Origin of the sequence: Micromonospora sp. NPDC049203 (assembly GCF_043197215.1) — a bacterium.
GTDB lineage: Bacteria > Actinomycetota > Actinomycetes > Mycobacteriales > Micromonosporaceae > Micromonospora.
Genome location: NZ_JBICSV010000001.1, coordinates 611,793 through 624,838, shown reverse-complemented (window position 1 = coordinate 624,838; position 13,046 = coordinate 611,793). Strand labels below are relative to the sequence as shown.

Annotated in this window: 13 protein-coding genes and 1 tRNA gene; 10 read left to right on the top strand and 4 right to left on the bottom strand. The window is 68.8% G+C overall.

Translation table 11 applies throughout. The annotated features are described in order from the left end of the window. Positions 1 to 26 precede the first annotated feature (26 nt). Together ACGFIA_RS02895 and ACGFIA_RS02890 are read right to left on the bottom strand one after the other, a co-directional pair. Positions 27 to 1,328: an Ig-like domain-containing protein gene (locus ACGFIA_RS02895; RefSeq protein ID WP_357385889.1), complete on the bottom strand. Its 1,302-nt coding sequence runs from the start codon at positions 1,326 to 1,328 to the stop codon at positions 27 to 29. Positions 1,329 to 1,490: 162 nt separating this feature from the next. After that, positions 1,491 to 2,768 (bottom strand): Ig-like domain-containing protein, encoded by a 1,278-nt coding sequence (locus ACGFIA_RS02890; protein ID WP_357467007.1) that lies wholly within the window; start codon positions 2,766 to 2,768, stop codon positions 1,491 to 1,493. 187 nt (positions 2,769 to 2,955) lie between these two features. On the opposite strand from ACGFIA_RS02890, the gene ACGFIA_RS02885 reads away from it, so the two are divergent. After that, positions 2,956 to 3,031: transfer RNA gene (locus ACGFIA_RS02885), tRNA-Lys, on the top strand. 202 nt (positions 3,032 to 3,233) lie between these two features. On the opposite strand, the gene ACGFIA_RS02880 is transcribed toward ACGFIA_RS02885, so the two are convergent. Further along, entirely contained in the window at positions 3,234 to 4,118 is an 885-nt protein-coding gene (locus ACGFIA_RS02880; RefSeq protein ID WP_357467010.1) for a hypothetical protein, read from the bottom strand. Positions 4,119 to 4,557: 439 nt separating this feature from the next. Between ACGFIA_RS02880 and ACGFIA_RS02875 the strand changes: the two genes are divergently transcribed. The 9 genes from ACGFIA_RS02875 (at position 4,558) to murA (ending at position 12,299) form a co-directional block, all read left to right on the top strand. Beyond that, complete coding sequence (locus tag ACGFIA_RS02875) at positions 4,558 to 5,916, top strand: hypothetical protein (RefSeq protein ID WP_357467555.1); 1,359 nt, start codon at positions 4,558 to 4,560, stop codon at positions 5,914 to 5,916. Between the two features lie 7 nt (positions 5,917 to 5,923). Further along, positions 5,924 to 6,808 (top strand): phosphotransferase, encoded by an 885-nt coding sequence (locus tag ACGFIA_RS02870; RefSeq protein ID WP_318332774.1) that lies wholly within the window; start codon positions 5,924 to 5,926, stop codon positions 6,806 to 6,808. Between the two features lie 448 nt (positions 6,809 to 7,256). Then, entirely contained in the window at positions 7,257 to 7,418 is a 162-nt protein-coding gene (gene amcA, locus ACGFIA_RS02865; protein WP_016818147.1) for a multiple cyclophane-containing RiPP AmcA, read from the top strand. 121 nt (positions 7,419 to 7,539) lie between these two features. Beyond that, positions 7,540 to 7,821 (top strand): hypothetical protein, encoded by a 282-nt coding sequence (locus tag ACGFIA_RS02860; RefSeq protein WP_357467558.1) that lies wholly within the window; start codon positions 7,540 to 7,542, stop codon positions 7,819 to 7,821. Next, a complete protein-coding gene (locus tag ACGFIA_RS02855) occupies positions 7,818 to 8,681 on the top strand; it encodes a methyltransferase domain-containing protein (RefSeq protein ID WP_357467015.1) in 864 nt (287 codons plus the stop codon). The genes ACGFIA_RS02860 and ACGFIA_RS02855 overlap by 4 nt, the downstream gene beginning before the upstream one ends. A 1-nt stretch (position 8,682) precedes the next feature. Further along, positions 8,683 to 10,095: an NAD(P)/FAD-dependent oxidoreductase gene (locus tag ACGFIA_RS02850; RefSeq protein ID WP_393258136.1), complete on the top strand. Its 1,413-nt coding sequence runs from the start codon at positions 8,683 to 8,685 to the stop codon at positions 10,093 to 10,095. Beyond that, on the top strand, positions 10,092 to 10,343 hold the full coding sequence (locus ACGFIA_RS02845; RefSeq protein WP_181726476.1) for an acyl carrier protein: 252 nt from the start codon (positions 10,092 to 10,094) through the stop codon (positions 10,341 to 10,343). Before ACGFIA_RS02850 ends, ACGFIA_RS02845 begins: the two co-directional genes overlap by 4 nt. Beyond that, entirely contained in the window at positions 10,340 to 10,957 is a 618-nt protein-coding gene (locus ACGFIA_RS02840) for a DapH/DapD/GlmU-related protein (RefSeq protein WP_393258131.1), read from the top strand. Before ACGFIA_RS02845 ends, ACGFIA_RS02840 begins: the two co-directional genes overlap by 4 nt. 70 nt (positions 10,958 to 11,027) lie before the next feature. After that, complete coding sequence (gene murA / locus ACGFIA_RS02835; RefSeq protein WP_393258128.1) at positions 11,028 to 12,299, top strand: UDP-N-acetylglucosamine 1-carboxyvinyltransferase; 1,272 nt, start codon at positions 11,028 to 11,030, stop codon at positions 12,297 to 12,299. A gap of 195 nt (positions 12,300 to 12,494) precedes the next feature. Here murA and ACGFIA_RS02830 read toward each other — a convergent pair whose 3' ends face one another. Further along, positions 12,495 to 12,992, bottom strand: a complete 498-nt coding sequence (locus tag ACGFIA_RS02830) for an NUDIX domain-containing protein (protein WP_393258125.1) — start codon at positions 12,990 to 12,992, stop codon at positions 12,495 to 12,497. Between the last annotated feature and the right edge of the window lie 54 nt (positions 12,993 to 13,046).

Below are 13,046 nucleotides of genomic sequence, written 5' to 3'. Positions count from 1 at the left end.
GGGAGGGGGCTTCGTCGTGTGCGGGGTCAGGGGGTCGGCTCGACGCTCGGAGTGCCGGCGTCCGGCGTGGTGTCGTCCGACGGCGGCTCGTACGGCAGGGCGCTGCCCTTGACGTACTCGTCCCAGCTCATGTTCCAGTCGGTCCAGCCGTTGCCGTTCTGGAGCTTGCGCTCGGTGCCCTTGACGGTGATCGGGTCGCCGAGGCGGGTGTTGGCGAACAGCCAGTTGCCGTCCTTCATCGAGACGTTCACGCAGCCGTGCGACACGTTCGATCGGCCCTGCACGCCCTCGGACCAGGGCGCGGCGTGGATGAACTCGCCGCCCCAGGTGAGCCGCTGGGCGTAGTCGATCTCGGTGCGGTAGCCCTCCTCCGGGCCCAGCTCCTCCATGGTGTCGAAGACCGTGTGCCGGAGCTTCTCCATCACCACCATGGTGCCGCTGGAGGAGGGGGTGCTCTTCTTGCCCAGGCTCACCAGGATGGTCTTGACCACCTTGCCGTCACGCGTGACTGTCATCCGCTTGGTGCGGTTGTCGACAGTCATCACGAACGACGGGCCGATCTTCAGGTCGACGCTGAGGTCGGACCGGCCGTACCAGCCGCCGCCCAGCGGCAGGCCGCCCGCCTGCACCTTGTAGCTGACGGTGCTGTTGGGCTTCCAGAACGTCTTGGGCCGGTAACGCACCTCGGTCGGGCTCACCCAGTGCCAGATGCCCTCCTGGGCCGGCTTCGCGGTGACTGTCATCCGGCGCTGGATGTCGTCGCGGTAGTCCTCCGGGATGGCCCGGCCGAACTTCACGATCAGCGGCATGGCCACGCCCACGACCTGGTTGTCGCCGAGGAAGCTGGTGACCCGGATCTGCTTGGCCGGCTTCGCCATCGTGGTGAACGTGCTGGTGGCGGTGGCGGGCTTGCCGTCGTCGCCGGTCGCCGTCACGGTCGCCGTGTACGTCTGCCCGTACTCCAGGGCCGAGGACGGCAACCAGCTCTTGCCGTCCGAAGCGAGCGTGCCGTCGACGACCTTGCCGGCCGCGTCCTTCAGCTCGACAGTGGTCTCCTGCGCCTCGGTCGTGGTGAAGGTGACGCCGGTGGACGCGGGCACGTCCTTGGCGTCGGCGGCGGGCTCGCTGATGGTGGCCGCCGCCTTCGGGGCCTTCTCGCCGCCGTCGCTGTCGCCGCCGCCCTGCCAGCTCGACGGCTTGTCGCCGCCACCGCTGGTGCAGGCGGTCAGGGCCATCGCGGCGGCGAGCAGCCCGGCCGCCAGCGCACGGCGGCGCCCGACGCGTCGGGCGCTCACGCCCCGGATCGGTTCGTCCTGGCCAGCTCGCATGACTCCCTCACAAGGTGATGCCGTTCCCCGTCGTCTCTGGTCAGACGCGCCGGAGCGGGTACGCGTTGCCGGACGTGAACCGGAACACCCCGCGCGGGTGTAACGATTCCATGAGCGTCCGACGCTTCGTCGGAGGTGGCGTGTCCGACCACGTTACGCCGGTCAGAACGGCGCCGGCTGTCCGCCCTGCGGAACGGGCAGCGCGCTGCCCGCGACGAACTGCGACCAGCTCATGCTCCACGCGGTCCAGCCGTTGCCCGGGGCCAGGCGCCGTTCGGTGCCCTTCACCGTGATCGGGTCGCCCACCATCGTCTTGCCGAACAGCCAGCGGCCGTTGGCCATCGACACGTTGACGCAGCCGTGCGAGACGTTGCGGCGCCCCTGCACGCCCTCGGACCAGGGTGCCGCGTGGATGTACTCGCCGCCCCAGGTGATCCGCTGGGCGAAGTCGATCTCCGTGACGTAGCGGTTGGCCGGGTCCGGCTCGCTGCGGGTGTCGAAGACGGTGGACTCCTTCTTCTCCATCACCACCATCGTGCCGCTGGAGGAGGGGGTGCTCTTCTTGCCCAGGCTCACCGGCAGCGTACGGATCACCGTGCCGTTCTCGGAGACCGTCATCTGCTTGGTCGCGTTGTCCACGGTCATCTCGAACGCGCGTCCGATCTTGGCGGTGGCGCCGCGGTCGATGTTGCCGTACCGGCCGTTGCTCAGCGGGATCCCGGCGAGCGCCAGCCGGACCGTGATCGTGGTGCCGGTCTTCCAGTACTCCGGGGCGCGGTAGTACGCCTGGGTGCCGTTGTCGACCCAGTGCCAGGCGCCGGGCTGCGGCGGGTCGGTCTGCACGAACATGCGCTTCTGCACCGCGGCCCGGTCCTTCTTCGGGATGCCGGGGGAGAACTCGGCGACCACCGGCATCGCCACCCCGTAGGTCTTGCCGCTGAACATGTAGAGGCCGGAGCCGATCATCGACTTGGGCTTGGCCATCGTGGTGAACGTGCTGGTGCCCTGGTAGGTCTGGCCGTCCTTGCCGGCGCCGGTGACGGTGGCCGTGTACCTGGTGCCGTACTTGAGCGCGGCCGACGGCACCCAGCTCGACCCGTCGCGCCGCATCCGCCCGGCGACGGCGGTCCCGTCGGCCGTGGCGAGCACCACCTTCGACACGGTGCCGCCGCCGGGGATGCGGGCGCTGATCTCGGTGCTGACCGGCCGTGCGTTCGCGCCGTCGGCCGGGCTCACCGTCAGCGGCGGCGCGGCGGCACTGTCGCTCGGCGAGGCGCTCGGGTCCGCGGGCGCGGCGGACGAGACGCCGCCGACCTGCTGCTGGCCGGGCACGAACTCCGGCGCCTTCCCCTCGTCGTCGCCGCCGCACCCGGTCAGTGCCAGCGACGCCGTCAGGACCAGGGCGCCCACCGTCGCCCCGGCCCGCGCGAACCTGCCCATGCCCACCCCTGTCCTCGCGTGCCTGGCGGACATCGTGCCGTATCGACGCTCCCGTGCCCGCCCCCGCGCCGGATCAGATGGCCGTTTTGGCCGCTTTCGCCGGTTAAGCTCGTCCGAAGGGTGGACCCCGGTATCGGATTGGAACCCGCCTCGGCGGGCGTGCTAATCTTCTTCCCGTTGTCAGCGAGCGCCGCTAGCTCAACTGGCAGAGCAGCGGACTCTTAATCCGCGGGTTCGGGGTTCGAGTCCCTGGCGGCGCACCAACGATCAAGGCTCCGACCTGGTGGTTTTCACCGGGTCGGGGCCTTTTTCGCGTACGCCGAGAGTGGGTGGTGGCTCGGTGGGTGCTCGGGAGCCGTTGGACCGGGCCGGTGTTGCCCGGACTGAACGCGGGTCTCGTGTACATCCGGCGCGCACCGCTGGTTCTTTTCCGGGCTTGATGGGGCCGGGCGTGTCCGGGGCGCGTCAGGCCAGAGCTTCCGGGGCGCGCCGCCGCCACCACGCGCTGAAGAGGGTGACCACGTGCGTCTTGATCTCGTCCGTGATGATCTCGTGCCCGTCGCCCATGAGCGGCCGGACGGCGTGCTTGTAGACCTCTGGATGGTGTTCGACCGAGGGGCAGGTGAAGATGGCCAGCATCCTCAAGACGCGCAGGGTGTCTGTTCCGAGGAGGGGAAAGTGAGCCTCCAGCAGCCTCGCCAGGGCTGACCACACCTTGTCCACGACAAGGCGGATGACGGCGTCGGTCACCAGCCGGGGCAGCCCCGAATCGAACCGCCGCGACAACGCGTCGGTGATGAACTGCTTGGCGGTATCCGTCAGCAGTTCGACGGTCTTGTTGATCTTTTCGATCAACTGGATCAGGGCCACCAGCAGGCCGCACCATGTGTGATCAGCCAGGCGCTTCTTGACCTCCCTGGCGTCAGCCTTATTCCGGACGAGGCTGTCTATGCCGGCTGAGATCTCGTCCCACGGGTTCTCCATGACCTGGTGGGCAAGGGTGTCCATCCGGCCAAGGTCTGATGACATCGATGTTGGCTCAACATCGCGTGGCAGTCGGCCGTTGATTCTGGTTCGGCCGTCGGCGGCCCACAGGTAGTCGGTGATGTCCAGGCGTGCGAGGTCAAAGTAGATTTCCCGGTTGTGGGCGTTGAACTTCTGGCGCCCGGATCGTCTGTCTTCCTCCACCTTCTCCTTGAGTTCACGCCGCCGGTCGTCGCGCTTCTCTGGCCGGTCGGCGGCCAGAGATGTCCATCCTTGCCAGCCGTGTTGGGAGCCCCCGCAGCCGGAGCATGTGCAGCCCGGCCTCTGGGCGTTTGCGCAGTTGGCTCTGTGGGTGTTGGTCATCATCCGCAAGTCGCCGCCCGGTCGTTTGCGCTCAATGTGACTAGCCAGTGACTCTATGTCAGGCAATGATGGATGCCAATGGATGTGTGGCTGGGTCGGGGCAGCTCGACTCGGGGCCTCCACCTTCTGCAGGCGTTCTGCCTGGTGGGAGCCTATAGACCTGCTTCATCCGCTGGGCTGCGACGGATTATTGATAGACGGCTCTTTCCTCATCTGCATCACTCGCTTCCATCCCAGACCGGCGACAAGGCTCGGGCTGGACAGGTCATGGCGCTCCGGAGGCTGCGCTGATCCCGGGAGGGGACACGCTGAGGGCTCATCGTGGGTCTTCCGGATGCCACCCCGAGCGTCGACTCTGGTTGGGCTGTCGACTCGACCGTCATTGACTTGATGTGTTGGCGCGGATGCGTTGTGCTGTCGGGTGGTCGTCGTCCGATCGGAGGTGATCGTGGCCGCGCAGGTGGATCCCGAGTGGTGGAGTTCGGGGCTGTGGAACGGCCGACCGATCAGCGAGTTTCTTCAGCGGCGCGACATCACTGCGGTCTTCCGCTTCCTTCACGCCCGAGGCGTGTCCTACGGCAGGATCGCCGCTCTCGTAGGCCTCTCGCCTCACCGCGCTACGGAGATCGCCAAAGGCGTCCGGCAGGTCACGGCGTACGAGGTGCTGGAACGGATCGCCGTGGGTCTTCACATTCCGCGTCCGGTCATGGGGCTCGGCCGCGCCGAGGACAGCGCTATGCCGCGTGACGTCAGCATCGAGACCGTGGCCGGTGAAGCGGATCGGTCGCCTGCCCGTATGGGGAGCAACGAGGCCGGAGGTCTGGTCAGACTCCGTCTGGGACTGGACGAGGCTCTGGCGGCGTCGAGTGTCGCCCCTCGGCAGCTTGAGCTGATCGAGCAAAGCGCTGGCGAGCACCTGCGGGTCTATCCCTCGGCTTCGCCACAGACGATGCTGGCGCTGCTGGCGGCCGACTGCCGAGAGGTGCAGATGCTGTCGTTTCGGCGCCAGCCGGCGGCGGTCCAGGCCCGGCTGTCCGGGGTGGCGGCGCTGCTGGCGACGATGTGCGCTGACGCGTTGATGAGGCTTGGGGATGTTGCCGAGGCTCGACGGTGGTACGGCACAGCGATCCACGCGGCGGACGACAGCGGGGAGGCTCGGTTCAGGGTGCTCGTGCGGGCCCAGGCGGCGATGCTGCCGTACTACTTCGGGGATCCCGCCCAGACCGTCGCTCTGGCTGATGCGGCTCTGGCGGTCACTCCGGCCGCATCGTCGTCGAGTGCCCTGGCGGCTGCGGGCAGGGCGCGTGCCCTGGCCAGAATCGGTGCCACCGAGCAGGCGCGGTCGGCCGTCGATCAGGCACGCCGGCTGTTCGATCAGGCTGGCGACGAGGACACCGACGTGGCGTTCAGGTTTCCGGCGAAGCGGCTGCTGTTGTACCTCTCCGGTGCGTACACCTGGCTCGGTGACACGGTGGAGGCGTACCGGGTTCAGGACGAGGCGTTGCGGCTCTATGGCACGGCTCCGGCCGTGCCGATCGATGCGGCGCTCATTGCCCTGGACCGGTCGATGTGTCTCGCGCGGGATCGGCGGGTGACCGAGGCACTGGTAACCGCGCGTGACGCGGTCGCGGACCTGCCCGAGACGCAGCGGACGGAGATCATCCTGACCCGGGCCAGCGACGTGTCCACGGCGATTCCTGGAGAGAGCCAGCGGGGTGAGGTCGCCACCTTGACGGACTACCTACGGGCCTGCCGCGAGCGCGCCCGTAGGCTTGGGACCACAGCCGCACTCGGTCCCTAGGAGCCCCATGTTCGTCGAGGCGCGCACTCGGCCGGTGCTCGCCGAGGTATGTCGTCTCCTCGGCTACCCCGACTCGGACGCGGCTCTGCTGCGGCACCACACCAACGCCGTCTACGCCGTCGGGGACGTCGTCATCAAGATCGCCCCTGGCGACCAGGACCTGAACCGGGTGCGCGCGATGGTGGCCGTGGTCGACTGGCTGGTGGACCGAGAGTTCCCCACGGTCGGCCTTCACCCGGGCCTGTCCCAGCCGTTGGAGGTGGGCGGGCACGCCGTCACTGTCTGGCAGCGTCTGGATCCCGCACACGACCATCCCATCACCGTCTCCGAACTCGGAAGCCTTCTCCGGGATCTGCATTCCCTGCCTGTTCCGCAGCTGCCATTGCCCGTGCTGCGGCCGATCCATGGGATCGAGCTATCCGTGACCCGTTCGGAGATCCTGAACGGCAAGGAACAGGATCTGCTGCTGGGCCGGCTCGAGACGCTGGCCGCCGGCTGGGAGGCGATGCGGTTTCCCCGTGGCACGAGCCTGATCCAGTCAGATCCGCAGGTTCGCAACGCGCTCCGGCGTTTCGACGGTACGCCCGTACTCGCCGACTGGGACGGCGCCGCCCTTGGGCCCCGCGAGTGGGACATCGCCACGGTCGCTGTCCACTGCCGCCGGTTCGATCCGCCCGGCTCCGATGCCTTCGCCAACTTCACCGCCGCCTACGGCTGGGATGCCACCTGCTGGCCGGGGTTCGAGGAGCTGTGCCAGCTTCGCGAGCTGCAGATGATCGCTACCAACGCCCGAAAGTCCCGCCCCGGGACCGAGGCCGCCGACGAGGTGCACCACCGGATCGCAGGACTTGTCCACGGCGGGCCGGAACTCCGCCGCTGGCACATCCTCTGAAATGAGTCTTGTAGGGACGGCGTAGTACCGCCTGTCCTCCTCGCATCGGTCGGGGCCGACCACAGCGAGGCCCACCGTGGCCCACCACGCTGGGTCTGTCTCGCGCCCGTGCCGCCCGCGATCGTGGACGTCAGGAACACGTCGGCGGAACGGTCCAGGACGATCCTGATCCCATGGCGCCGACGGGTCAGCGGCAATGTCACGCCAGGGAGAACCAGATGGACGTGTCGATCGGCGACAGGTCGGAATGCGACCCGACGCACCGGCAAGTGCTCGCGCCGGGCACTCCGTCGACCGTACGAGTGACTCCCCGTTCGCGTACCGCCAGCGAGGCTGTGTGGGCGGGTGACCGGCGGTCTGCTCCCCGCCGCTGGCCGACGGCGGTGGGCTTGCCGGTACGCCGGCAAGCTCACCGCACTCAGGCGGCGGACCCGAGCGGGGGCCAGCCATGACCGTTTACCTCTCGCGCAACGCGACGATGGGCGACCCGCCAAGAGGCCGCCCGGCAGCGGCTCAAGCGTTGCGACCGGCGTCGGTCGATCCGCCTCTGCTGACGTACGTCTGGCAGATCGTTTTCGAGCGGCAGACGCGGGAGCGTGAGGCTCGATGAGCAGCGACCGGGGCTTCTACGCGGAGATCGGGACGCCTGCGCCCCTGGCGCATCTACGGTTGCGTCCGCTGGCGCGGTCGGTATGACGGCCCCTAACGAGCACTCCCTGCCGCACGTGCCGATGCGGCCACTGTGGCTGTGCCGACGGTGCGGCCAGCCGTGGCCCTGCGGCGCGGCGAAGGTCGCCCTTCTGACGGAGTACAGGGACAGCCTGGTCAGTCTCTTCCTCTATCTGGCCAGCTGCCTGCATGACGCGATCGACGATCTGCACCAGCTCCGGCCCAGCGACACCGGCAGCACCGCCCATGTCTTCGACCGCTTCCTCGGCTGGCCAGCCCGGCACACCCGCTCCTACCGGCTCTCCAGCAGGGCTTCTTCTGATGATGAGGAGGAATCTTCATGAGCAGCACCGACGTCATCAATGTGCCGCCGCAGACGGTCCGGGTGAGGGTCCCGGCAGGAGCGGCGCATGCACTCTGCCAATTGGGGCCGACACGTAACGGCACCATCTCGGCCACGGTGGAGGTACTCGGCCGGCGGATCGAGATCGAGACGCCGGAGGACGGCCCGGTCCTCTTCCCGACCGACGTGGGGCTCACGTTGCTGAGCGCGCTGAACGCCAACCCCGGCCTGCCTCTTTCGGGTGCCCGGGTCTTGGACATCGGGTGCGGCTCCGGCCTGTACACGGTGGCCCTGGCCTCGGCGGGCGCGGCACATGTGACCGCGTTGGACGTCAATCCGGCATGTGCGGAGGTGACCCGCGACAACGCGTCCCGCAACGGCATCTCACCCGCCCAGGTGGCCACGATCGTCGGGGACCTCGCCGAGCTGGCAGTCCCCGAACCCTGGGACCTAGTCGTTTGCAACCCTCCGCACTTCCCACACGATCCGGTGTACGCCGTCGACGACGGCATTGAGACCGCGCTGGTCGGTGGCAGTGACGGGCGGGCGTTGTACGACGTCCTGCTCGCCCGCCTCGACGAGCTGCTCGCGCCGGGCGGGACGCTGCTGCTGACGCACTCCTCCTTGACCGACATCCCCCGCACTCGCCAGACGCTACGACGAAGCGGATACGAGTGCCGCACTGTGCAGATCTGCGAGCTGGACATCCCCTTGCGCCGCTACGCGATGCACCGCGACGTGCTGCTGTCGCGGCTGTATCCGCTCCGGGCCGCCGGACGGGCAGCATTCCGTGGTCTCCGGTTCGAGGTGCACACCCTCGCCGCCACCCGCATCGATTCCCTGGACGGATCAGGTGAGTGACATGAACCAGTTCGTGACAGACGTCGTGGTGGCAGGCTCCGGCCTGCTGGGGCTCGCCACCGCGTTCGAGTTGCTCAGCCGGGACCTGGACGTCACCGTGGTCGGACCTCGGACCGGCGACCACGCAGGGCAGGCGTCCCGGGCCGCCGGCGCGATGCTCACCGTCTTCAGCGAGGTCGAGGCGAGCCACGATCCCCAGCGGGTCAGCGTCGAAGTTGGCGAACGGTTGGCCGCCCGGACCGGGTACGATGCCTGGCTGGACCGCGTCGGTACGGCCAGCAAGCAGACGGTAAGGCTTGTCCCGGGCGTGTGGGTGATCGGCAACGGCTACGGGCCGGATGACGCCGCGAACCTCCGGGCCATCGCGAAGGCCGCCGAGGGCCACGGGTGCCGCGCCGAGTTCGCGTCGCCGACCGCCGTTCCGGGGCTGGCACCCCAGGTGCGAGCACACGAAGCACTATGGCTGCCGGACGAGGCGAGCGTAGACCCGGCGCTCCTGGTCGAGGCGCTGGCCACGGTGCTGAAGGCCAATCCCCGCTGTCGGTGGCTCAACACCACCGTCACCACCGTCAAGGAGCGCGGCGAGCATCTGGTCGTCAACGGGGCAGACGGCAGCACTGTCCTGGCCGCTCATCTGGTCCTCGCTGCCGGGGCCGGGACAACGGGTCTGCTCGCCCCTGCGCTTGCCGAGCAGGTCGACGCCCCTCCGCTGCGGTCCGGGCGAGGCGTGTCGCTGCTTGCCCGCGTCCCGTTCTCGTTGCCCGCTGCCGTGCGAACCCCGAACCGGGGCTTCGCCTGCGGCAGCCACATGGTCCCGCGCGGCGACGGCACCATTTACCTGGGCGCGACGAACCGGCTCTCCACCGAGCCCGACTATGGCCAACCAGCCACCCTGGACGAGATCGCCACCTTGATCCACGATGCGGGCGCCGAGCTCAACACCACGATGCGCGAGGCCGGGCTGGTAGAGGTCCGGGTCGGGCACCGGCCGGTCACTCTCGATCACCTGCCGCTGTTCGGCCGCACCGGCCACCCGATGATCCACCTCGCGACCGGCACCTATCGGTGCGGGGTGCTGCTGGCCCCGCACGCCGCTGTCATCGTCGCCGACGGGATCACCGCTCCCGGTTCGACCTCCGCCCATCCCTACAGCCCTCGGCGTGCGATGCATCTACCGGCACTCGACGACCTCATCGGCGGCGCGACCCGCGGCCTGGTGGACATGTTGTGTCAACCGGGTGGCAGCCTCCCGCCCGGAACCCACGAGATGCTGGAGCGATTCATTGGGGCGGCGTTGCACGACATCGCCGCCGGCACCTCAGCCAGGGCGGTCGCCGTCCGTCGGCTCTGGCAACGTGCGCCGATGGCCGAATGCCTGCCGCTGCTGCTCGACGCCGCCGGGAGGATCCGATGAGCCCGCACGCTCTGGCCCAGCAGACAGCGGCCCGGCAGATCCTCGCCGAGATCAGCGGTCACGCCGCCGAAACGATCATCGCCTCCACGCGGCTGTCTGATCTCGGCCTGGACTCGCTCGGCCGGCTCACCCTCGCCGTGCTGCTGGAAGAACGAACCGGTCGTCCAATGCCCGACGACGAGCTGATTAGCGTCCGGACCCTGGACGACCTGGAGCGGCTGCTGAAACCCGCGGAGCGTTCGGCATGACCAAGACGCCAGCACCGACACCCGGGCTTACGGCGGACACGCCCTTCATCGCTGAGTCGGCTGAGGTCGCAGACGCGGCCTGTGTCGGCGCACGAACCAGGATCTGGCACCACGCTCAGGTCGACGGGGAAGTCCGGATCGGTGAGGACTGCGTACTCGGCAAGGGCGTTCATGTGGCCTCGGCAGCGGTCATCGGCAACCGGGTCAAGATCCAGGACGGATGCGGAGTGTACGGGGCTGTCCTGGAGGACGGCGTGATGCTCGCCCCCGGCGTCTACCTGCTCGAGGACTTCGCACCTCGAGCTGTCAACCCCGCCGGCCACCTGAAGGGCCGCGACGACTGGCGGCGGGAACCGGTGACGATCCGCTACGGCGCCACCGTAGGTGCCAACGCGGTCATCGCCCCAGGCGTCACCGTCGGCCGATACGCCATGGTCGCCATCGGCACCGTTGTGGGACATGACGTGCCGGACTACGGCCTCGTCATGGGCAACCCGGCCCGGCAGATCGGCTGGGCCTGCAGATGCGGACACCGCCTCGACGACAACCTCACCTGCCCCGCCTGCGGGCGGTTCTACCGCCAAGGATCGAACGGCTTGTCCCTGGCTGCGTAACCGCCGCCCACCACCGCCGACTGTCCCGCCCGTGCCTGCTCAGCCACTTCCTCTGCTGAAGGAACGTCACATGAACGAAGTTCGCTATCGTGTCCGCCCCGCTGGCCCGCTCAACGGGACCGTCGTCGTGCAGGGCGCCAAGAACGCGGCCCTGCCCATGATCGGTGCCGCGCTGCTCGCCCGACGCGGTCAGACGGTGCTGCGTAACGTTCCCGCGATCACCGATGTCCAGCACGCCGTGGACCTCGCCCGGCTTCTTGGCGCTCAGGTCGAGTACCACCCGGGCGACCGACTGCTCGTCATCGACGCCACCGAGATCACCAGCTCACGGCTACCAGCCGATCTCACCCGCCAGTTTCGGGGCAGCGTCTTGTTCCTTGCCCCGGTGCTGCACCGTCGAGGCGAGGTGATCTTCGAGGGCGCCGGCGGCTGCGCCCTCGGCACCCGAGGGCTTGACTTCCACTACCGGGGCCTGGCCCGCCTCGGCGGACACATCGAGGAACACGGCACCACGATCAGCATCAAAGCCAGCAACCTGCGCGGGGCGGACCTCTACCTTGACACGCCCTCGCACACCGGCACCGAGAACCTCGTCATGGCCGCAGCCCTGACGCCCGGCCGGACCGTCATCGAGAACGCCGCGCTGGAACCCGAAGTTCTCGACGTAGTCGCGATGCTCACCGCCATGGGCGCCCAGATCACCGGCGCAGGAACTGGCCGCATCACCGTCACCGGGGTCGACGAGCTCAACGCGGTCGAATACAGGATCATGCCGGACCGTATGGACGCCGGCGTGCTCACCATCGCGGCTGCCATCACCGGTGGCGCGATCAACCTCGTCGGTGGCGCCGTACTGGATCACCTCGGAGTCGCCGCGCACAAGTTTCATCAGATGGGCATCGAACTCAGCGCCGCCGGGGCGGTCACCAGCGTCATCCGACCCGGTCAACTGCATCCGATCAACGTCATCACCGACACCCACCCCGGGTTCGCCACCGACCTGCAGCCTCCGCTGATGGCCCTCGCCACCCAAGCAGCCGGGACAAGCTACTTCCGTGAGCGCATCCACGACGCCCGCTACGCCCTCGCCGGTGAGCTGACCAAGCTCGGCGCGGACCTCACCGTCGACGGCGAAAAGGCCGTGGTCCACGGTGGTAAGCCGCTGCGCGGCGCCAAGGTCATCGCCCGAGACCTGCGGACCGGCATTGGTCTCGTGCTGGCCGGACTTGTTGCCGACGGCGAAACCGTCATCGGCAACGGCGCCATGATCGACCGGGGCCACGCAAACTTGACCGGCCGTTTCACCGCTCTCGGCGCCGACATCGCCCGCGAGGAGTTCTGACGACAGGCTTGCTGAGCGCACACAAAGCCTCCTACCGTGCCAGGCTGTCCTCGGCTGAGGAGCGCCAGTTGCAATCCAGTGGCAGGCCGCCGCGACCATCGCCGCCGCCGAGGCCATCCTCGCCTCGGCGGCAACTGGTAGCTCCGTCGCGCCTGAGCTGCTACGCGCACCGCGCCTACGCCTCAGCCCGGCTGACTATCTGTTCGAGATCGCGACTCCATCCTCAAGGTAGACACCTCCCTGCCCGATCGCGGCGAGAGCCGCGACAATCCGCCGAGCCAACCGAGGGATCAACACCCCGCCCAAGCGCTCCGGCTCGACGAACTCGAAGCCGTCCAACTCGTCCGGGCACAGCCGCATCGCCGCGACCTGGTCCGCCGTCAGAACCCCGCCGTCGAACAGGAACATGAGCCCGCCGTCCCAGGGCGGGCTCGCTGGCACCCAGTCGACGCACAGCAGCGCTCCCGCCGGTATCGACAGACCCAACTCTTCCCGGATCTCGCGGGTGCAGGCGTCTGCCGGGGACTCGTCCGGCTCCACGGTTCCGCCGGGAACTTCCCACACGTCCTTGTAGGCCGGGTGGACCAGCAGCACCCGGCCGGCCTGGTCGCGGAGGATCACGCCGGCCGCCGCGCGGACCCGCGTCACGCTGGCGATGTAGGACAGGTCCGCTTTGGTCTGCGTCTCGGCCACGCGACCGACCCTACGGGCTCGCCCTTGGCGCATCGCCCGTTCCTGAAGGAAGAC